Raw genomic sequence first — 19,703 nt, 5'->3', positions numbered from 1 at the left:
ACGTAGCGCGAGCCAGCCACAGCCTTACAGAACGCCAGGGCCGCTCCTCCTCAGCGCAAAGTCGGCCTCGGCGTAACGTCCTCAAAGCCATGCGCTGCTGGTTCTGCACTTCGCTGGGCAAGCCATCCTGAGACTCGTGGCCCACCGTTAACAGCCACGCCTTCACTTACCGTTCGGATGTACTCGAACCCCTGCCTCAGGTAGTACCGCTGGAGACCGTCGTTCGTCGTCCACGCGTCGAGACGAAGCCACTTGGCGCCCGCTCGGTACGCCCGATCGCCCGCCCAGTCGAGTAGTTGCCCACCGAGGCCCCGGCCGGCGTGACTGCGAGCGATCGTGAGCTTGGTGACGAACATCGAGGGCTCACTGAGTTCTAGGTCCGTCCACAGCCCTTCTTCCGCCTCCGGATCAAGCGTGATGGTGCCCGCGGTCTCCGCACCGTCGGTCAGCATGAAGACCGATCCGGCTTCGATCGTGGCCAGGAGGCGGTCCGCCGGATAGGGGCGCTGCCATTGGTCGCTGCCGAGCTGGAGCAGCCAAGCTGCGGCTTCCTCGCGGAAAGCCAGCAGCTGGGCTACGTCCTCGGGTTGAGCTGACCTGATCTTCACTGCGGTTCGTTCTCCCGGCCGGCCTGGTCGCCGATCTCGTAGTTCATCCGGTTCAGATCTCCACGGAAGGTGGTGACCGTGCACCGGATCGGCCGCTGGTCGGAGTAGCCCGTACGCATCCACAGGAGCACAGGGACACCCGCCCCGATCTCCAACCTTCGCGCCTCGTCGGGCGTCGGCATCCTGGTGGAGATCTCATCGAAGTAGCCGACCTGTTCAGTGCCGTGCTCTGCGAGGTACCGCGTCGTCCCCTGCTCGATGTCGCCCGGTTCCGCCAGGCGCGGAGCCTCTTCGACGAGCCATGAGGGGTAGTACGTCGCCTGCGTCGACCAGGGCACGTCGTCCACGAAGCGGTGGCAGAAGCGCAGGACCGTACGAGAACCCGGCTCGACCTTCAAGCGCTCCGCCACGTCATCCGGCGCCGGGTGGATCTCGACTCGGAACGTCTGGTGCGGGCGGCGCCCGGCATTGGTCACGTCCGTGCTGTACGCGTCGCCGTTCTGCGGGAAGCTCAGGTCCTCGAAGCGGGAGGCGTTCAGCTCGAAGACTTCGTGCTTGGCGACCTCGTAGCCAAGACCTTGGCTTGAGGTCACGAGCCCCTGCGTCACCAGCAGCCCGAGGCCCGAGCGCACCGTGTTCCGGGAAGCGTCGAAGCGCGCGGACAGCTCACTCTCGGAAGGCAGGCGCGCCCCCGGCGGGTAGGTGCCGTTGTCGATCTCGCGGCGTAGCGCGTCCGCGACTTGCCGGTACTTGGGCTGCTTGCTCATGCCCCCATCATGGCTCACTCGCTCAACTTGTTGGTACATGCGGGTCCCAATCTCTTGACGACGCCCCCTCAGGGGGTGCAGAGTCAACTTCATCAACTTGTCCCTACAAGTTGAGCAGGTGGTGCAGCACCTATAAGACTGCTCACCTGTGCCGAATTCCCAACTCAAGAGCGTGATCCACCACCGCAGTACGGCCGTGACCGCATCAGCCGAGGTGAGTGGAGACCAGTCGGCCGAGAAGGGGCCCGGTGTCACAACCCGGCCCTACACCCCGTGCAGGGGGACACGCCACCGACTCAAAGAACGGCGCGGCACACCTTCCACGCTGCGACAACGATCCGGGATGAAGGTCTCCCCGAGTCAGAGCAGCCCGCGTCAACGAGATCGATCCGCAGCCCTGCGCTGCCCAGGCGCCCCTGACGGCCACGGCCGACGGGGGCGGTGGGGGACGCAGGAAGCGACCCACAACACGAAGCGCGCCGCCCGGAGGGGCAACTCCGAGCGGCGCTGATACAGGTAGGAGTCACCTGTGGTCACGATGATGGCACGCCCCTTACGGGTCGTCAGCAGTGACGGCGAAGAGCCGGAGCCGCAGCACGAGCGGGACACAAGCAATCCGGATTCGATGCCGCCGTTGCCGCAACGCAAGTTCACCGACGGCCCGGCGCTGGACCGCAAACTCGTTCATGTTCGGCGACTCGATCTGACGCCGCTGATGGGCAACTGCGGCACCTGCGGAGAGTCCAACGAAGACGGCTGTGCCTGCAAGCGGTGCGGCGTCTGACCAGCCCAACCACTTTCCCGCGGTGAGCGGGAGTCCGCGAACGGCACGCGCCCCCGGAGTTGCAGCTCCGGGGGCGCCTTGCTGGGCCGTTCCACATCACCGGAGGAGTCCGACCCCATGAAGCACATCGGCACTGTTCAGGCGGTTGTTACCGCTGATGACTACGACCGCGAGCCCACGGCCGCGGAGCTGGAGGGGATCGAGCGGGAGATGCCGCTCATCACTGCGGAGCGTGAGCTGTTGGAGGTGAGGATCACGGTCCTGGACCGGCTGCCGAACGAGCTGGACCGGCGCCGTATCCGCCGTGCCCGCCGCCGGGTGCTGGCCGCCCGGCGTGAGCTGGCCAACCAGTCCGTCCTCGAGCTGCCGGGGGTGTCTGCGTGATCCGCATCGTGACCTCTCGCCGTCTGGTGGAGATGGAGTCCGCACGCAACCGGCTGCGCGAGCAGGCTGAGGCGGCCGAGGGCCGGGCTCAGCAGGCTCTGGACCGCGAGATCGCCACCCAGGTGCGGCTGGCCGGTGAGCGTGCGGAGCTGGAGAAGCAGCTCTCTGGCGCTGACTTCGCCCGCGAGGTGGCCGAGAGCGCCAACACCAAGCTCCGTGCGGAGGTTGAGGAGCTGGTGGAGGAAGTCCGTCAGGCCGAAGCCCGGCCGAAGTGCGTGTACGTCCTGACGCGCTTCGGTGAGATCCACAGCGTCCACACCAGCCACGAGGGGGCTAAGGCCGCAGCCGCCCGCGAAGGCGCGGGCGGGGAGTGGCATGACACCCCTGACGGCAAGCCGCTGCCGGAGTCGTCCTGGCGCGTCACAGGCGCCTACGTGTGGCCTGAGCAGGCGGGAGGTACACCGTGATGGATCTGCTGAGGAGTCTTGTGCAGGGGCAGCCCGGGTGGCTGCCCCTTCTCGTTGCCACCGCCGTCACCTTCCTCATGCTCGCAGTCGGGATCGCGCTCATCGCACGGCGGCGCGGCAAGACACCGTGGCTGGCCGGCATCGGCCCGCAGGCCGTCGTCGCCCTAGGCGGTGTCGCGGTCTCCGTCCATGGCCTGTGGGGCTTCGCCCGCGACACCGCGGAGCTTTCGCCGTGGCTGGCGGTGGCGTTCATTGCCGTGTTCGACGCGGCGGAGATGACGCTGCTGGTCATGCTCTACCGCGCCGCCGACCCCAAGGTCGGATGGACGGATGAGCTGCGGCTGATGCACCGCACCGCCTGGACCCTCGTGGCGTTCTCGTCGCTGATGAACGCCGTCCACGCCCCGAACTGGTGGGCACGGCCGGTCATGGCGGCAATCCCGCCGCTGGCGACGTGGCTGATCGAGCTTCAGCTCCGGGCCAAGCTCCACCGCACCGACAAGGGCCAGGAGGTGGAGGAGGGTGGCCGACCGGGCCCGATGCGGCTGCTGCTGCTTGTCTGGCAGCACGCATGGGCCGGCCTCTTCGCCTCCCTGGGCCTGGATCCCGGGCAGTCCGCGAGCGGGATTGCTCGTGCTGCGCGGGCGCAGAAGGCCGCACGCCGCGTCTACCGCCTGCGCCTGGCCCTCAAGGCTCCGGGCGCCGCTCATGGGCGGGGGCAGCGGAAGGTGTCCCGTCGTCGGCGGAAGTCGCAGAAGGCCCTCGATAAGGCTGATGTGGCGACCGACCGGGGGCAGGCGCTGGCGATGGTCCGGCGCCTGGCGGCGCTCACCCGCGCGGATGAGGTCGCCCAGCTCGACTACACCAACCCGTCGGTGGTCCTGGAACTCCTTGAAGGGCTCGCGGTTACGGAGGCGGTTGAGCACGCTGCTGCCGCCTCCCGCGCGGCAGAAGCCGAGACCGCGCGGCAGGAGGCAGAGGCTGCGCGGGAGCGCGCGGAAAGCGCGCGGCAGGAAGCTGAGGCCGCGCGGCAGCGCGCGGAAGAGGCCACCGAAGCCGCGCAGGAACACCTCGAATCCCTTCAGGGGGAGATCGAGAAGGCCGCGGGCGAAACCGAGGCTGCGCGGCAGCGCGCGGCAGACGCGCGGAGCCTGGAGGAGACCGCGCGGCAGCGCGCGGAAGCCGCCACCGGCAGCGCGCGGCAGGAACTGGAAGACGCCCACAACGAAGCACGAAAGGAGCTGACCGACCTCCGCCAGGAGGCCGAGACCGCTCAGCGGAGGCTGGATGACCTGACCGCCCGCGCCGACACCGCCGAGCAGACCGCACGGCAGCGGGAGGCGGCGTTGGTGCAGCTCAGCACCCAGGTTCGGGAAGCTGAACTGTTGCGCGAGCGGCTGGCTGGGGACCTCGCCCCCTACGCCGCCGGCGCCCCCGAGGGGGCCAAGGACGGCGAGGGGCCGCTGTTCCGGTCGGAGGCCAAGCAGGCCGGATGGGAGCATTACCAGACCGTCCTACAGCACTCCCACGGGAGCGTCGAGCCGACTGCCGGCGACCTCGCCGACCGGTTCGGTGTCGACGGTGGAAACGCGCGGAACTGGCTGCGGGACTTCCGTGCCGCGCGCGCCGCGCAGCTTGCCGAGCGCCCGCCGCGCGCTGCCGCGCACCCCGCGGCTGACGGCGCCCTGATGGGTGTCTCGTGATGGCCGTCGCGCGGTTCTACGACCCGGAAGGCGCGCGGTACGGGATGCCCACTTACCCCTGGCGGCTCGCCCCGCAGGGTCTTGCCACGCGTCGCCAACTGCGGGCGCGCGGTCTGCGCCCTGGCGGTCAACCGGTGGCCGGGCAGGTCATGTGGCGCTCGCGCCACTGCCCGTCCGGCGCCCGGGTGGCCTACCTCTACCGCCTCGATGAGGCAAAGCCCGTACGGCCGATGACGCCGGGCCGTGCTCGCGCGCTGGAGAAGGCGCTGGCCGCCCGCCGCACCTGCCCCGAGTGCGGGATCGATCGGGGCTACTGCATCCCGACCTCGCTCGGGATGTGCCCGCACTGCGCCCACTCGGGCGGCTACGAAGCCGCCGCCTGAGCTGCACCAACGCACCAGGAACCGACACCGAGTGCACCACTCAACTGGGAGGAACACCCGCATGGCCAGTCAGAATCTGCGCAACGCCGCCCCGGACGTGCCCTACATCGGCGGGAAGGCGAAGACGACCCCGCCGCCGCACGCCGTGCCGCCGTCGCAGAGGCACATCAACAAGTCCAACTCGCTCAACCCGGCGCTGAACGGCTCGATCAACATCAACATCACCAAGAACGGTGGTGGCAGCGCCCCGAAGAAGAGCGGTCAGGAGGGCATGCCCGGCGGTGACTTCCTGTCCAACGAGGACATCCGCGCGTTCTGCGAGTACGGCCGCAAGGCGGCCCGCCAGCGGGCCGTCGAGCGGGCGCTCGATGCGGAGATGCTGGAAGGCAGGCTGCGCAACATCCCCGACACCACCGGGTCCATGGCCGGTGCCCGTTCCCGCGCGCGGCGGGTAACGCGGTGGCTCAAGCGGATCGCGCAGGCGGAGAAGCTGATGGCCAAGTGGTACTCCGCGCTGTACTCCGCCTTTGAGCGGGAGTACGAGGCGGAGCTGATGAAGATTGGCAAGGCCCGCCCCCAGCAGAAGCAGCACTCGCATTTCGGCTGGAGGTGACGTGACCAGCCTCGACCTGGTGGTGGCCGCCGGTGCGGCTCTGGCCTTCGCCGTCGTGCTGCGGGTGCGGTTCTACCTGCTCCTCGGTGACGGCCTGATGCTCGCCGGCGGCCTCTTCTTCGCCTACCTGCTGGTCGCCGCCCTCCTGCGCGGCTGACCACCGATTCCCCTGCGTCTCTCGCCCTGGTGCCCGGTCCACATCGTGTGGGCCGGGCACCGGGGCTTTCTGGAGTGATCCTGATGACCAACAGCACGAAGTCCGCACTCAAATCTGACGTGCGCAAGGGCCTCTCGTCGCCGCACGCACGTCCCTGGCTCGCTGCCGCCGCGCAGGTGCCCGCCACGTTCGCCGCGCACCAGGCATGGGGCAACGAGCCGCTCGTGGCCATGGGCATGACCCTCGCCGCCGGCGCCCTGACCGCGGCGACGTGGTGGGCGGGGAAGAACACCAGCGAGGCCCGCCGCCTGCACGCCACCCTCACCACCGCGGCCGCGACCGGCTACCTGACCGTCGCCAGCTTCACCGATCCCCTCGGGGATTCGCAGCTGACCTGGCTCGCCATCGGCGGGAGCGCGTTGGCCGCCTCGTGGAACGTCCGCAAGGTCCTGCGGGTCAACCCCGACGCCGCCAAGGGTGAGGGTGAGGAGACCGGCATCCTGACGAAGTCGCTGGGTAAGGCCAAGGCCCGGCTGCGTGGCGAGCCGAAGGTCGAGCCGAACAAGGTCACCGCCAAGTACCAGCTCGCTCCGGGCGAGTTGACCAACGCCGACCTTGGCAACCGCATCAACCAGATCGCGTCCGAGTTGGGCATCTCCCCCAACAGCATCCGCATCCAGCCGGACGCGGAGAACGCCGCGCAGGGCGAGATGGTCTTCGTCCCGACCGACATGCTCAAGACCCCGACCGCCTGGCCCGGCCCGTCCCACCCAGGCGGCTCGATCACCGACCCGGTACAGCCGGGCATCTACGAGGACGGGGCCCCGGCTGAGCTGTGGTTCCCTGCCGACCAGGACAGTGGCCGCAACGCCACCCACTTCCTGACCGCCGGCATGAACGGCTCGGGGAAGTCCGCCGGGGTCTCCATCGCGGTAGCCGAGGTCCTCACCCGGCGGGACGTGATCGTGTGGGCCGTGGACCCCTCCAAGGGCAAGCAGACCTTCGCGCCGTTCCTGCCCTACCTGGACTGGGTCGAGATGACCACCGCCGGGGGCGAGGCGATGATCGACGCCCTCTCCCCGGTCATCACCGCCCGCGCCGACGCCCTGGGCGAGCACGGCTACAAGAACTGGACCCCGGACGCCTACCGGCAGCTGGGCATGCCCTACATGGTCGTGTGGATCGAGGAGGCCGCGAAGTTCTTTCGTGAGGGCACCGAGATGGAAGGCCTGGTCATGGAGGCCCGCTCCGCCGGGATCTCCGTCATCATCAGCCTCCAACGCCCCTCCGCGACCTCCATGCCCACCGACGTGCGTGAACAGCTCGGTGGCGTGATGTGCTTCGGCGTCAAGGGCGGCACCACCGCCGACATGGCCCTCCCCGAAGACGTCCGCGACGCCGGCGCCCGCCCCGAGGCGTGGGAGAACCGCAAGCCCGGATACGCCTACCTGGTGGCCCCCGGCGTCGACGAGGACCGCTACGCCACACCGCTGCGCACGTACTACACCGACGACCAGCAGATCGAAGCCGTGCTCGCCTCAGTCCCGCGCCCCGCGGCTGACCCCGTCACCGCCACCGCGGCCGGCGAGGCGTATGCGGAGCGCACCCACTACACCGACGACACGACCCGGGAGATGCCCGTGCACACCGACGAACGCGCCGGACAGGACGAGGTGCTGCTGGAGCGGCAGATCAACCGCGACATCGACGCCCGCCTCCCCAGCGACGACGACGGCAGCGGCCCGAGCGTGGAGCAGTTGAACGCTGACCCCGACCGCGAGATCCCGCCCGTCAGCGTCTCCGAGGTGTGGGCGTTCGCCAAGCCCGCACCGACCCCGGAGAAGAGTCCGGAGGAGGCCTACAGCGAGCTGCTGGCGATGCTGGAGGAATACCGGCGCGACGGGCTGGAGCACGTCGGGCCGAAGCACTTCCAGCCCTACGGCCGCGAAGGCCGCATCGGCCGCTCCCGCGCCTGGATCAGCGCCCGCCTCAACGAACTCGCGGACGAGGAAATCCACCTCGCGGAGACCGACGACGCCGGGGTCTACACACTCCTCTACCCCACCCTCGCCGCGGCGAGCTGACACCCCACCCCACCTGCGGTAACACTCCAGCTGACACCCCCTGACACCCCACCTCGTGAAGACGGGGTGTCAGGGGGTGTCAGCCCCTTGCGAACCGGCCCCACACGGGGTGTCAGACCCCTGTCAGAGGGGGTGTCAACGGGGGTGTCAGAAGGGGTGTCAGCTCACGCGCGCGCACGCGTTGACCTATAGAAACCGGCCCTCGCACGGCGCTGACACCCCGCGCTGACACCTCACGCCCGCGAAGACGAGCATCCGCGGCCCGGCCACCGGGACCGCCCCTACAGCCACGCCCGGAGGCACCCATGCACACCCCCACCCACACGCACACGTCCGCGCAACTTGCCCGCACCGACACCCGCGTGCACCGGCCCGCGCCCCTCACCGTCCACCCGCCCGCACCGGCTCCGGCTGTCGAGCGGCGGATCGTCGGCTACGAGCACTACGCCGGCGGCCTGGTCCCCGTCTACGAACAGCACGCGCCAACGCTGCCCACGCCACCGCGGGACCTCACCCCACAGCCGCTCTTCGACCCCCGCGCCCAGCGCTACCTCGCCGCAGGCGTCGGCACCGGCGCCGCCGCCGCAGGCATCGGCTGGGGTATCGGCCAAGCCCTCACCGGCCTCACGACAGGCGCCGGAATCTGGATCCTCGCCGCACTCATCGCCCTCGCCACCAACCGCAGCGGCGCCACACACATCACCCAACACAACACCGCCACCGGCCTCTTCAGCCGCGCCGGCGGAACCATCAACCGCCCCTGACGCCCGGAGCGACCGCCTCTCTCGCCAAAGACATGCGGTCGCTCCGGCTTCCCCTGCCCCTGAGAAAGAGACTGAGGAGGTCTCCAGCATGACCCAACCTGACCCACTCCGCACAGCGTTGGACCTGGCGGCGTCGGAACTTCCAGTGCTGCCACTGCGGGCCGCGAAGCTGCCGGTGGGCAACTGCCGAGCCTGCCGCAACAACGCCTGCGGCGGACGCCCCCACATGGCAACCCCCGGCCCGTGCGCCTGCCCGGCCCCGTGCCACGCCTGGGCAGCAGCCACGACCGACCCGGCTGTGCTCACCTCCCCTCCGTGGCGGAAGGCGTGGGCTGATGCTGCGGCCGTGGCCTACCACCCCGGCGGGGCCGGCCTGACAGTCGTGGACCTCGATGACGCCGCCGCCGTCGCGTGGGCCCGCGAGGCACTGCCGGCCACCCGCACCGTGGCAACGACGCGCGGGGAGCACTGGATCTACCGCGGCGTCATGCCGTCCGCGAACGGCGTGCGGCCTGGCGTGGACATCAAGTCCACGATGTCCTACGCCCGCTGGATCGGCCCCGGGGACGGCGCCAGGGCTGAACTCCCGGCTGCCGTACGGGCGCTGGCCGTGAAGGAACCCACCGTCGTCCGGCCGACTCCCGGGGCCGTCACCGTGCCGCTGCCGGCCGGAGGTGGTGAGTGCCGACACCGCACTCCGGTGTTCCTCGAGCGCGGGATCGCCATGGCAGAGCAGCACATCACCGAAGCCACCAGCGCGATCCACGCCACCGTCTACCGGACCTTCCTAGCCGTGCTATCGGCCCACGGCCGGTGCGGCTGCCTCACCGAGATTCACGTCGCGCGGCTGTTCGCAGCCGCGCAGGCCAAGGGCGAGTCCGTGCGGCACTGCACGGAGGCGTGGACCAACGCCCGCACCAGGTTGGGGATGTAGCCCATGTCCGAGGAGGAGAAGAACCCGGCACGCGAGGTCATCGCCAACTACGCGCAGGAGCGCTTCCGGTACTTCCGCACCGCCGACGGGACCGTGTACGCGCAGCGCAACGGCCAGCCAGTGGCCCGGCCGATCCGCTCCCAGGGCACGACCGGCAGCCACCGTCAGGAGTTGATGGTCGGCATGTTCCACGACGGCCTGGGCGTGTTCAACGGCACCGCCATGAAGGAGGCACTCGACTTGATCGAAGCACTCGCGCTCAGCCAGGACGTGCAACCCGTCCACCTCCGCGTCGCCCCCGGCTTCCACGGTGCGACGTGGCTGGACCTGGGCCGCAACGACGGCCAGTCCGTCCACATCCACCCCGGCGACTGGGACATCACCGTCCCCGACCCGCACGAAGTGCGCTGGCGCCGCACCCAGCTCACTGGTGAACTGCCCCTGCCGGCCAAGGACACCGACGGCAAGGGCATCGACCTGCTCCTGAGGCTGTGCAACTTCGCCACCGCGGAGACCGAATGCCTCGCCCTCGCCTGGCTTCTCGGCTGCCTGGAACCCTCCGTGCCCGTCCCGGCGCCGTTCCTGACCGGCCCGCAGGGCGCGGGCAAGTCCACCGCCGGGCGGATGCTCGTGCGGATCATCGAAGGCATGAGCGGCGACCTGCGCCACGCGCCGAAGGACGAGGAGAACCTGATCGCGACGGTCGCTGCCGGATGGGTCACCGCGCTGGACAACCTCTCCCACATGACCCCAGACCTCTCCGATGCGATGTGCCGCATCGTCACCGGAGCGGAGAACGTCAAACGGGCCCTGTTCACCGACGGGGACGTCTTCCGCGTCGGCTACCGCCGCCCGCTGCTGATGACCGGCATCGACGTCGGAGTCATCCGCCCCGACCTGGCGGAACGGCTCCTGCCGCTGCGTCTGGAGCGCCCCAGCGTCCGGCGCACCGAGGCGGAGCTGTGGGCGGAATTCGAAGAGGCCCTGCCCGTCATCCTCGGCTCCCTGCTGGACCTCGCGGTGCAGGTGCGGGCGGTCGAGGCGCAGACCCCCACCGATCTGCGAATGGCGGACTTCGCGCACCTGTGCGCCCAGCTGGATACCGCAACCGGCCTCGGGGCCCTGGCTGCCTACCGGGCCAGCCTGGATGACCTCAACGACGACGTCATCGAAGGCGACCTGCTCGCCCAGACCGTCCTCAAGCACGCCACCGAGCTCACCGCCGGGGCCCCGGAGCGAATGACCTCCTCGGAATGGCTCAACACCCTCAGCCGCCTCTACAGCGGCGAGGAGTGCCGTCCGATGCCCAAGGGCTGGCCCACCACCGGCAAAGTCCTCTCCGACCGGCTCAAGCGCCTCCAACCCACCCTGGCCGCCCGGGGGGTGCTCATCGACTGGGGCCGCACCAAACAGGGCCGCTACATCGAAATCACCCGACGGCCCGCACCCCCAGCCGAGCAACAGCAGCTGGGCTAACCGGCCGGGCGAACAAGCAAGAAGAGCACCACTCCGCAGCGCCGGGCGGTGCTCTTCTTGCCCTTCGGCGGCTTGCCGCCGCCCGAAGAACGCGCCGCGAAGCGGCTCCTTCTCAACTCCCTGAGCCGCATCCAAAGACAACAGAAGCCCCTCTTTTTTCCTAAGTAGGGGAAAGCTGCGTCACCGCGTCACCAACGACGGAAAAACGACTTCTGACCTGCCGAAACAGGGGTGACGCAGACCTGAAACCTGCGTCATTCCGCGTACACCTGCGTCACCCCGCAACGAACGCCTGCGACACCAAACGCCCAACCGCGTCACCCCTGCGTCACCACAAAACCCCAGGTCAACGCCACGAGATGACGCAGGTGACGCGGTGACGCAGAAATCCCCACCTCGGACACACAGCCCAACGCGACCACGAGGAGAGAACGAACTTGGCACGCTCCCAGATGCTCAAGCTCCCCGAAGTCCTCGAAGAGATCGGCATGAGCCGAGCGGCGTTCTACCGCATGCGCGCCCGGGGCAAAGCGCCCCGGCTCGTGAAGCTCCCCAACGGTCAACTGCGCGTTCGCCGCAGTGACCTGGACGACTGGTGGGCCGACTGCGAGCAGTCGACTGCCGCCTGATCCACCCCGACGACTGGCAGAAGGGGCCCGCTTGCCCGGCGGGCCCCTTCTGCGTGGAGAGCAATGCCTCTGACTTTCGACGTACGCATCTACTCGCTCGAAGTCCGCCGTGACCGTCCGAAGCCGTACCGGCTCCGGTGGCTCGTCGGCCGACGAAAGCACTCCAAGAGCTACAAGCTCAAGCCTCAGGCAGACGGCCGGCGCGCTGAGTTGATGTCCGCGCTTCGCCGCGGCGAGCAGTTCGACGAAGACACCGGCTTGCCCGTCTCAGAGCTGAGGGCGCTCCGGGGGTCGATCACCTGGTACGAGCACACCCGGGCGTACATCGACCGGAAGTGGGACGGCGCTCCCGCGAAGTCAAGGAAGAACTACGCGGATGCACTGGCCACCATCACACCTTCACTGGTCAAGACGCGTTCAGGATGCCCCGCGGTCGATGTGCTCCGACGTGCGCTATACGCCTGGGCGTACAACAAGAAGCGCTGGGACGATGAGCCGCCGGACGACGTGGCCAAGGCACTGAGTTGGATCGAGAAGAACTCCCTGCCGGTGTCGGCCCTGGAGGACCCCGAGGTCGTCCGCCGGGCGCTGGACGCCCTCTCGCGGAAGCTGGACGGCACCCAGGCGGCAGCGCGGACTGCGTTGCGCAAGCGCGCCTGCCTGAGCGACGTGCTTGGTCTGGCAGTCGAGAGAAAGTACTTCAGCACTCCGGTGAACCCGCTCTCCACGATCCAGTGGACAGCGCCGAAGTCGGTCGAAGAGGTCGATCCCGGGAACGTCGGCAACCCTCGGCAGGTGCGTGCGCTGCTGAAAGCAGTGGGCGAGCAGGGCGCCCGAGGTGACCACTTGGTGCCCTTCTTCGGCTGTCTCTACTACGCGGCCATGCGGCCGGCGGAGGCAGCCGCGCTGACGAGGGCGCAGTGCCAGCTGCCCGAGAAGGGCTGGGGCGTGCTGACGCTCAGGAGGGGCGTCGTGCGCGCGGGCCGTGGCTGGACCGACGACGGCCAGGCGCACGAGCAGCGAGGACTCAAGGCGCGTGCAGCGAACGACTCTCGCCCCATCCCCATCCCTCCTCACTTCGTGCGGATGTTGCGCGAACACCTGGCCCAGCACGGTACGGCTCCGGACGGCCGGCTGTTCCGGACCAGTCGCGGCGGGCTGTTGCAGGAGACCGGCTACGGCGAAGTCTGGGCGAAGGCCCGGGAAAGGGCACTCACGGCTGAGGAGGTTTCCTCTCAGCTCGCTCGGCGTCCTTATGACCTACGGCACGCAGGGGTCTCCTTCTGGCTGGGCTCGGGCGTCGACCCTATGGAGTGCGCTCGTCGCGCCGGCCACAGCATCGCGGTGCTGTTCCGCGTCTACGCGAAGGTGCTTGCCCAGACTCAGGACCGTGCCAACCGGCGCATCGACGCGGCCATGCGGGAGTGGAACGAGCCAGAGGAGTAGGTCGTCCCCCGGGGGACAGCTGGGGGGATGCGCACTGGTCAGCCTTGGAACATAGGCGAAACAGGGTGAGACAAAGTGCGCATTTCACACTCCGGCCTTGCCGTCGTTCGAACAAAGAAAAACCCCCTCCTGCGCTGCGTTTCCGCAGTTCAGAAGGGGGCTTTTCGTCTGTGGCGGCGCCAGGATTCGAACCTGGGAAGGCTGAGCCACACCGCCTGGGATTGCTGCCCGGACCGCCTGAGGCGGTGCTCTGTGGCAACGGTGTAAACCATACCCGATGACCGGGGGTGGTCCGCCACCCGGTTGATCAGGGGTGGGAGCGGCGCTCAGTGACTAGGCTGAACCGGCGGTTCGCACGCGGGCCGCGTCCCTGACGTATCTATCGACGAGGAGCCAACTCACCATGGCCGACTCCAGTTTCGACATCGTCTCGAAGGTCGAGCGGCAGGAGGTCGACAACGCCCTCAACCAGGCCGCCAAGGAGATCTCGCAGCGTTACGACTTCCGGGGTGTGGACGCCTCGATCGCGTGGTCGGGCGAGCGGATCGAGATGAAGGCCAACGCCGAAGAGCGGGTGAAGGCCGTCCTCGACATCTTCCAGTCCAAGCTCATCAAGCGTGGCATCTCGCTCAAGGCGCTGGACGCGGGCGAGCCGCAGGCCTCCGGCAAGGAGTACAGGATCTCCGCGACGCTGAAGGAGGGTATCGCGCAGGACGACGCGAAGAAGATCGCGAAGGTCATCCGCGACGAGGGCCCGAAGGGCGTCAAGGCGCAGGTGCAGGGCGACGAGCTGCGCGTCTCCTCGAAGAGCCGCGACCACCTGCAGGAGATCATCGCGCTTCTGAAGGGGAAGGACTTCGACTTCCCCATTCAGTTCGTGAACTACCGCTGAGCGGACGGCCGGTCCGCACACGAGCCGGGACGAGCCGGCCGGGCGGTCCCGCCGCGGGCGCAGAGCGCCGACGCCGGCACGGCGAGGGCCGCGCCCCCGATGCGTTCGGGGGCGCGGCCCTCGCCGTGTGCTGCCGGGAGGTCGGCGTGACTCCCCGCGTGAGCGGTGTCCGTGCCCCGGCCCCGCCGCCCGGGGCGGGCCGTCCCTTGCCCGCGCTGTTCGCGCGGGAGGCCGGGGCGTCCCCGCGCGGGCCGTGGACGCGTGCTCCGCTGGCACGCGCGCACGGGCCCGGCGGGGAGCCTGAGGGTCGAACTACTCGTCGGGGTGGCTGAGTTCGAGGTCGAAGTCGTCCACGCCCGAGCCCTCGACGTGCAGGGCGGTCGCCACCGGCGGGTAGCCGGCCGCGATGACGGTGTAGTCGCCGGCGTCGAGGTCCGTGAAGGCGTACGCGCCGTCCTCCGCCGTCGTGGAGGAGGCGACGACGTTGCCCGCGGCGTCCACCAGGGAGACGCGGGCGTCCTGGAGCGGCCCGTTGACGGCGCGGACGGTGCCGTGCACGCGTGCTCCCGCCGACAGTTCGATCTCGACGCGGGTCACGCCCTGCCCCTCGACCTCCACCGGGCGTGCGGCGGGCCGGTGTCCGGGCGCGTTCACCGCGAGGGTGAAGTTCCCGGCGACCAGCTCGCCGAAGGTGAAGTCGCCGTTCCGGCCCGTCCTTCCCGTGGCCAGCACCTCACCCCGTACGTCGGTCACGACGACGAGCGCCGCCGCGACCGGCTGCCCGTCGGCCGAGCCGCGCACCACTCCGGTGAGGCGGCTGGTGCCGGTGAGGAGGATGTCGTGGGTGAGGGTGACGTCCCCCACGACGACGGTGGACGCCTGGGGCTGGTGGCCGTCGGCGCCTGCGATCAGCACGTAGCTGCCGGGCCCGGGAGCGTCCAGGACGTACGAGCCGTCGCCGTGCGCCACCGAGCGCCCGATCTGCCGGCCACGCTGCGAGATCAGCGTGACGGCGGCACGCGGCACCGGCGACCCGTCGGCGTTGCGGACGGTGCCGCGCACGCCGCTGCCCTCGGGGTCGTACGGCTCGCCGCCCGTGGAGGCAGCACCCGCCAGGACGAGGCTCCGGTCCTCGTGTGCGGCCTCGGAGCCCTGCTCGTACGACGACGCGGCCACTCCGGCGGGGACGGGGACGCGCTCCTCCTCGCGGGGCGGCGAAAGCTGCGGAGGCACAGGAGTGCCGGGCCCCGGGGAGCCGTCGCCTGCGGGGACCGCGGCGTCACGCAGGCCGTCGCCTTCGACGTCGACGTTGGGCAGGGCGCGGTCGAGCCAGCGGGGCAGCCACCACGCGGCGCGTCCGAGGAGCGCGAGGACGGCGGGGACGATGGCCATGCGCACGATGAAGGCGTCGAACAGGACGGCGACGGCGAGGCCGAAGCCGATCATCTTGACCATCGAGTCGGCGGACCCTATGAAGCCCGCGAACACGGCGATCATGATGACGGCGGCGGCGGTGACGACCCGCGCTCCGTGCCGGAACCCGGTGACGATCGCCTCCTTGGGCCGCTCCCCGTGGACGTAGGCCTCGCGCATGCGCGTGACCAGGAAGACCTCGTAGTCCATGGCCAGTCCGAAGACGACGCCCACCATGAAGATGGGCATCATCGACATGACGGGGCCCGTCTCCTCGACGGCCAGCAGGTCGGCGAGCCAACCCCACTGGAAGACCGCGACGACCGCGCCGAGCGCGGCGAGCACGGAGAGCAGGAAGCCCAGCGCGGCCTTGAGCGGCACCAGGATCGAGCGGAAGACGACGATCAGCAGCAGGAACGCGAGGCCGACGACGAGCGCCAGGTATGGGGCGAGGGCGTCGTTCAGCTTCTGCGAGACGTCGATGTTCATCGCCGTACTGCCGGTCACGAGGACGTCCGTGCCGCCGCCCGGCTGGACCTCGCCTCCGTCGTCGCGGATGTCCTCGACCAGGTCCTCGGTCTTCGCGGAGGACGGCTCGGAGTCCGGGATGACGTTGAACATGGCGGTGTCGCCGGACTTGTTGAACGTCGGCGGGGTCACCGTGAGCACGTTGTCGAGGCCCTTGACGGCCTTGACCACCTCACCGGCGGCGGCCTTCGGCTGCTCGCCCGGGGCGACGTCGACGACGACCATGAGCGGGCCGTTGAAGCCGGGGCCGAACCCCTCGGAGAGCAGGTCGTACGCCTTGCGCTGCGTGGTGTCCGTGGGCTGCGAACCGTCGTCGGGCAGGCCGAGTTCGAGCGACTTGACGGGGACGGCGGCCGCGCCGAGGCCGAGGACGGCGATCAGCAGGACGATCAGGGGCCGCCGGATCGCGAACCCGGCCCAGCGGGTGCCCAGGTTCGGCTTCGGCTCGCTGCGCGGGACGTCCTCCGCGCCGGTGTCTGCGCGGGGTGCGCCGTCGGGGCGCCCGTCCTTCGCCGAGCGCCGGGTCTTCTTGTGCCCGCCGTCCGGCCTGCGCTTCGCGCCCGCCGGACGGACCCGCTTGCGCGCGTATCCGATCAGCGCCGGGATGAGGGTGAGCGCGATGAGTACCGCTATGGCGACCGTCCCCGCGGCCGCGACACCCATCTTGGTGAGTATCGGGATGTCGACGACGGCCAGGCCGACCAGGGCGATCACGACGGTGAGGCCCGCGAAGACGACTGCGGAGCCCGCTGTGCCGACCGCCCTGCCGGCGGCGTCCTCCCGCTCGCGGCCGTCTGCGAGTTCGGCGCGGTAGCGGGAGACGATGAAGAGCGCGTAGTCGATGCCGACGGCGAGGCCGATCATCATCGCCAGCGTCGAGGTGGTGGAGTCGAGTTCGAGCGCGTTCGCGAGCGCGGTGATGCTGGAGACGCCGATGCCGACGCCGATCAGAGCTGTGACCAGCGGCAGCCCGGCCGCGATCAGCGAACCGAAGGTGATCACCAGGACGACGGCGGCCACCCCGATGCCGATCACCTCGGTGGCGCCGGTCTCCGGGACCTCCTGGAGCGCGTCACCGCCGACCTCGACGGTCAGGCCCTCGTCCCTGGTGTCCTGTGCGACGTCTTCGAGCGCGTCGCGGGAGGAGTCCTCCAGCTCCATGCCGGAGACCTCGTACGAGACCTGCGCATAGGTCGTCGTGGCGTCGCGGCTGACGGCCTTGACCTTGAACGGGTCGACGACGGAGGCGACTTCGGAACCCGTGCCGAGCTCCTTGACTGCCTTCTGGACCGCTGTCCTGTTGCCCGGTTCGGTGATCTTCTCCCCGTCGGGCGCCTTGAAGACGACGCGCGCCGTGGCTCCGTCGGGGCTCGCGCCGGGGAAACGGTCCTCCAGCAGGTCGAAGGCCTTCTGCGCCTCCGTGCCGGGGATCGAGAAGGAGGCCGACCCCGCTACGGGCGCCTGTGCGGCGCCGACGCCCGCGAGCGTCAGCAGGGCCACCCAGAAGAGGGCGACGAAGTGCCGTCGCCGGAAGGCGAATCGGCCCAGTTTGTAGAGGAATGTTGCCACGGGGGCTTACTCCCGGTCAGGTCGTGGTGGCTTGAGGGGCTGGATGTGTCGGCCCGACGACGTGAGCGGTCGCGTCAGGTGCTCGTTCCGGGCGTGGTGCTCGTGGCGGAACGTGTCTTCGTGTGGGCGGCGGTACGCGCTCCGGCGGGAGCGGTGATTCACGGGACGTGTCACACCCCCAGGGCGGGGAGGACGACGGCGTCGATGTAGGAGCGGAGGAACTCCTGCGTCGGGGGAAGGCCGTCGATCAGAGTGCGCACTCCGACGGCGCCGATCAGCATGTGCACCACGTACTCGCAGGCGGGGTTGTCGGCGCGCAGCTCCCCGCGCTCGACGGCACGGTGGAGCATCCGCCGCAGCTCCGCGAGCTCCGGTTCGATCAGCAACTCGCGGAATGCCTGGAGGAGATCGGGGTTGCCGTGCACCGCCATGGCCATGCCGCGCATCAACTCGGAGTGCTGTTCCACCTGGACGTCGTCCTGGCAGCGGACCAGCTCGTGGAAGTCGCCGCGCAGCGTGCCGGTGTCGACGTCGGCGAGCTCGACGGGCCGCTGGTGGCGCAGCGCCTTGACGACGAGTTCGGCCTTGCCGCCCCACTGGCGGTAGAGGGTGGCCTTGCTCGACCGGGTGCGGGCGGCCACGGCGTCCATGGTCAGGGCGTCGTAGCCGACTTCCCGGAGCAGGCCGATCACGGCCGCGTAGAGCTCGGACTCACGCTCGGGCGTGATCCGGCTGCGGCGCACCGTCGATGCCTCGGCCATGCGCTTCCCCACTCCGAACGAAACGGTTTCGTACACCGGGAATCTACCGTGGCGCTCAGCGAAACGAAACCGTTTCGTACGTGGCGCAGCTCACCTTAGGGCGGCAGGCTCCTCGGCGGGAGCCGGACGCGCCGGTGACGCACCTGCCCGCGGGTCCGGCCCGGAGACCAGGGGCGCGAACGCGGCTCAGAGGCGCCGGCCCGCCATGCGTTCCAGGCGGGCGACGCGCTGCGCCATCGGAGGATGCGTGGAGAAGAGGCGGGTCATGCCCTCGCCGCGGCGGAACGGGTTCGCGATCATCAGATGACTCGCCGTCTCGAGGCGCGGCTCCGGGGGAAGGGGAAGCTGCTTGGTGCCCGCCTCCAGCTTGCGCAGCGCGGACGCCAGCGCGAGGGGGTCGCCGGTGAGCTGGGCGCCCGCGGCGTCGGCCTCGTACTCCCGCGAGCGTGAGACCGCGAGCTGGATCACGGCGGCGGCCAGCGGGCCGAGGACCATGATCATCAGCATTCCGGCGAGACCCGGACCCTCCTCGTCGTCGCCGCGTCCGAGGGGGATCAGCCAGGCGAAGCTCACCAGGAACATCACCACCGAGGCGAGAGCGCCGGCGACGGAGGAGATGAGGATGTCGCGGTTGTAGACGTGGCTCAGCTCGTGCCCGATGACGCCGCGCAGCTCGCGCTCGTCCAGCAGGCGGAGGATGCCGTCGGTGCAGCACACGGCGGCGTGCCGGGGGTTCCGGCCGGTGGCGAAGGCGTTCGGCGCCTGCGTCGGCGAGATGAACAGGCGCGGCATCGGCTGGCGGGCGGCGGTGGAGAGCTCGCGGACCAGGCGGTAGAGCTCCGGAGCCTCGAACTCGCTGACGGGACGGGCGCGCATCGCACGCAGAGCGATCTTGTCGCTCTTCCAGTACGCGTAGCCGTTGGTGGCCAGCGCCACGACGAGCGCCAGCAGCAGCCCCGTACGGCCGAAGAAGCCGCCGACGACGAGGATGAGAGCGGACAGGCCCCCAAGGAGCACAGCTGTCCTCAGCCCGTTGTGCCGGTGCACAGTACGCCCTCCAGAATTGCGGCAGGGGAACCCCGAGCCGGGGTGGTCATGCAACGGTCCCGTGGACCTTCTCGCCCTGGTCAACGCCGGGCGCGGGGCAACAGTTCCCTGGCGGGGGCCGGGCAAGCGGAGGGGCAGCCGCGGCGGGGCGTGCGCCCGGGGCGCGGGAAAGGGCCTGCCGGACGGGTGCGGGCGGGCGGGTGCGGCCGGGCGACACGCCCTAGGGCGTGTCCGCAAAGTCGGTGTTGGCGTTGGTTAGTTGTGGTGCCTCGTCGTCATGAGCTGACTGATCAA

General features: G+C 69.9%; 19 protein-coding genes and 1 pseudogene. 14 read left to right on the top strand and 6 right to left on the bottom strand.

The window, feature by feature from the left end; all coding sequences use genetic code 11:
• Positions 1–50: 50 nt before the first annotated feature.
• Together IEY56_RS22890 and IEY56_RS22885 are read right to left on the bottom strand one after the other, a co-directional pair.
• Positions 51–608, bottom strand: coding sequence for a GNAT family N-acetyltransferase (locus IEY56_RS22890; protein ID WP_189039187.1), 558 nt, complete (start codon positions 606–608; stop codon positions 51–53).
• A complete protein-coding gene (locus IEY56_RS22885; RefSeq protein WP_189039186.1) occupies positions 605–1,375 on the bottom strand; it encodes a GntR family transcriptional regulator in 771 nt (256 codons plus the stop codon). The genes IEY56_RS22890 and IEY56_RS22885 overlap by 4 nt, the downstream gene beginning before the upstream one ends.
• A gap of 529 nt (positions 1,376–1,904) precedes the next feature.
• On the opposite strand from IEY56_RS22885, the gene IEY56_RS22880 reads away from it, so the two are divergent.
• The 14 genes from IEY56_RS22880 to IEY56_RS22815 all read left to right on the top strand — a co-directional run bounded on the left by IEY56_RS22880 (position 1,905) and on the right by IEY56_RS22815 (position 14,091).
• On the top strand, positions 1,905–2,159 hold the full coding sequence (locus IEY56_RS22880; RefSeq protein WP_189039185.1) for a hypothetical protein: 255 nt from the start codon (positions 1,905–1,907) through the stop codon (positions 2,157–2,159).
• A gap of 117 nt (positions 2,160–2,276) precedes the next feature.
• Positions 2,277–2,543, top strand: coding sequence for a DUF6284 family protein (locus IEY56_RS22875; protein WP_189039184.1), 267 nt, complete (start codon positions 2,277–2,279; stop codon positions 2,541–2,543).
• Between the two features lie 8 nt (positions 2,544–2,551).
• The gene (locus IEY56_RS22870; protein ID WP_189039183.1) at positions 2,552–3,010 is read left to right on the top strand and encodes a hypothetical protein; all 459 of its coding nucleotides are present in this window, start codon (positions 2,552–2,554) and stop codon (positions 3,008–3,010) included.
• Positions 3,010–4,713, top strand: coding sequence for a DUF2637 domain-containing protein (locus IEY56_RS22865; protein WP_229712139.1), 1,704 nt, complete (start codon positions 3,010–3,012; stop codon positions 4,711–4,713). Before IEY56_RS22870 ends, IEY56_RS22865 begins: the two co-directional genes overlap by 1 nt.
• The gene (locus tag IEY56_RS22860) at positions 4,713–5,096 is read left to right on the top strand and encodes an RRQRL motif-containing zinc-binding protein (protein WP_189039181.1); all 384 of its coding nucleotides are present in this window, start codon (positions 4,713–4,715) and stop codon (positions 5,094–5,096) included. Before IEY56_RS22865 ends, IEY56_RS22860 begins: the two co-directional genes overlap by 1 nt.
• Before the next feature lie 61 nt (positions 5,097–5,157).
• A complete protein-coding gene (gene traA, locus IEY56_RS22855; RefSeq protein WP_189039180.1) occupies positions 5,158–5,709 on the top strand; it encodes a plasmid transfer protein TraA in 552 nt (183 codons plus the stop codon).
• 1 nt (position 5,710) lies between these two features.
• Positions 5,711–5,866, top strand: coding sequence for a hypothetical protein (locus IEY56_RS22850; RefSeq protein WP_189039179.1), 156 nt, complete (start codon positions 5,711–5,713; stop codon positions 5,864–5,866).
• A gap of 83 nt (positions 5,867–5,949) precedes the next feature.
• Positions 5,950–7,950: a plasmid transfer protein TraB gene (gene traB, locus IEY56_RS22845; protein ID WP_189039178.1), complete on the top strand. Its 2,001-nt coding sequence runs from the start codon at positions 5,950–5,952 to the stop codon at positions 7,948–7,950.
• Between the two features lie 305 nt (positions 7,951–8,255).
• Positions 8,256–8,714, top strand: a complete 459-nt coding sequence (locus IEY56_RS22840; protein WP_189039177.1) for a hypothetical protein — start codon at positions 8,256–8,258, stop codon at positions 8,712–8,714.
• Between the two features lie 88 nt (positions 8,715–8,802).
• The gene (locus tag IEY56_RS22835) at positions 8,803–9,648 is read left to right on the top strand and encodes a bifunctional DNA primase/polymerase (protein ID WP_189039176.1); all 846 of its coding nucleotides are present in this window, start codon (positions 8,803–8,805) and stop codon (positions 9,646–9,648) included.
• Positions 9,649–9,651: 3 nt separating this feature from the next.
• The gene (locus IEY56_RS22830; protein ID WP_189039175.1) at positions 9,652–11,124 is read left to right on the top strand and encodes an AICE element replication initiation protein; all 1,473 of its coding nucleotides are present in this window, start codon (positions 9,652–9,654) and stop codon (positions 11,122–11,124) included.
• Between the two features lie 437 nt (positions 11,125–11,561).
• A complete protein-coding gene (locus IEY56_RS22825; protein WP_189039174.1) occupies positions 11,562–11,753 on the top strand; it encodes a helix-turn-helix transcriptional regulator in 192 nt (63 codons plus the stop codon).
• Between the two features lie 63 nt (positions 11,754–11,816).
• On the top strand, positions 11,817–13,199 hold the full coding sequence (locus IEY56_RS22820) for a site-specific integrase (RefSeq protein ID WP_189039173.1): 1,383 nt from the start codon (positions 11,817–11,819) through the stop codon (positions 13,197–13,199).
• 403 nt (positions 13,200–13,602) lie between these two features.
• A complete protein-coding gene (locus tag IEY56_RS22815) occupies positions 13,603–14,091 on the top strand; it encodes a YajQ family cyclic di-GMP-binding protein (RefSeq protein ID WP_045867278.1) in 489 nt (162 codons plus the stop codon).
• Between the two features lie 312 nt (positions 14,092–14,403).
• Here the strand turns inward: IEY56_RS22815 and IEY56_RS28670 are convergent, their stop codons facing one another.
• From IEY56_RS28670 to htpX, 4 genes and pseudogenes are all read right to left on the bottom strand, one after another.
• On the bottom strand, positions 14,404–15,153 hold the full coding sequence (locus tag IEY56_RS28670) for an MSCRAMM family protein (RefSeq protein WP_268241343.1): 750 nt from the start codon (positions 15,151–15,153) through the stop codon (positions 14,404–14,406).
• Between the two features lie 210 nt (positions 15,154–15,363).
• Positions 15,364–17,601 (bottom strand): annotated as a pseudogene (locus IEY56_RS22810) (MMPL family transporter); the annotation flags it as partial.
• A gap of 170 nt (positions 17,602–17,771) precedes the next feature.
• Entirely contained in the window at positions 17,772–18,362 is a 591-nt protein-coding gene (locus tag IEY56_RS22805; protein WP_189039171.1) for a TetR/AcrR family transcriptional regulator, read from the bottom strand.
• Between the two features lie 186 nt (positions 18,363–18,548).
• A complete protein-coding gene (htpX, locus tag IEY56_RS22800) occupies positions 18,549–19,409 on the bottom strand; it encodes a zinc metalloprotease HtpX (protein ID WP_189039170.1) in 861 nt (286 codons plus the stop codon).
• Positions 19,410–19,703 lie beyond the last annotated feature (294 nt).

This window comes from Streptomyces daqingensis, from assembly GCF_014645895.1.
In the GTDB taxonomy this organism is placed as follows: domain Bacteria; phylum Actinomycetota; class Actinomycetes; order Streptomycetales; family Streptomycetaceae; genus Streptomyces; species Streptomyces daqingensis.
This window is presented reverse-complemented; position numbering and strand designations above follow the sequence as displayed.

What these genes read in the sequence shown, in the direction of transcription:
- IEY56_RS22865 (WP_229712139.1), top strand. Translation starts at nt 3,010, where the DNA reads ATGGATCTGCTGAGGAGTCTTGTGCAGGGGCAGCCCGGGTGGCTGCCC.
- traA (WP_189039180.1), top strand. Translation starts at nt 5,158, where the DNA reads ATGGCCAGTCAGAATCTGCGCAACGCCGCCCCGGACGTGCCCTACATC.
- traB (WP_189039178.1), top strand. Translation starts at nt 5,950, where the DNA reads ATGACCAACAGCACGAAGTCCGCACTCAAATCTGACGTGCGCAAGGGC.
- IEY56_RS22885 (WP_189039186.1), bottom strand. Translation starts at nt 1,375, where the DNA reads ATGAGCAAGCAGCCCAAGTACCGGCAAGTCGCGGACGCGCTACGCCGC.
- IEY56_RS22805 (WP_189039171.1), bottom strand. Translation starts at nt 18,362, where the DNA reads ATGGCCGAGGCATCGACGGTGCGCCGCAGCCGGATCACGCCCGAGCGT.
- IEY56_RS22860 (WP_189039181.1), top strand. Translation starts at nt 4,713, where the DNA reads ATGGCCGTCGCGCGGTTCTACGACCCGGAAGGCGCGCGGTACGGGATG.
- IEY56_RS22820 (WP_189039173.1), top strand. Translation starts at nt 11,817, where the DNA reads ATGCCTCTGACTTTCGACGTACGCATCTACTCGCTCGAAGTCCGCCGT.
- IEY56_RS22840 (WP_189039177.1), top strand. Translation starts at nt 8,256, where the DNA reads ATGCACACCCCCACCCACACGCACACGTCCGCGCAACTTGCCCGCACC.
- IEY56_RS22815 (WP_045867278.1), top strand. Translation starts at nt 13,603, where the DNA reads ATGGCCGACTCCAGTTTCGACATCGTCTCGAAGGTCGAGCGGCAGGAG.
- IEY56_RS22830 (WP_189039175.1), top strand. Translation starts at nt 9,652, where the DNA reads ATGTCCGAGGAGGAGAAGAACCCGGCACGCGAGGTCATCGCCAACTAC.
- IEY56_RS22875 (WP_189039184.1), top strand. Translation starts at nt 2,277, where the DNA reads ATGAAGCACATCGGCACTGTTCAGGCGGTTGTTACCGCTGATGACTAC.
- IEY56_RS22835 (WP_189039176.1), top strand. Translation starts at nt 8,803, where the DNA reads ATGACCCAACCTGACCCACTCCGCACAGCGTTGGACCTGGCGGCGTCG.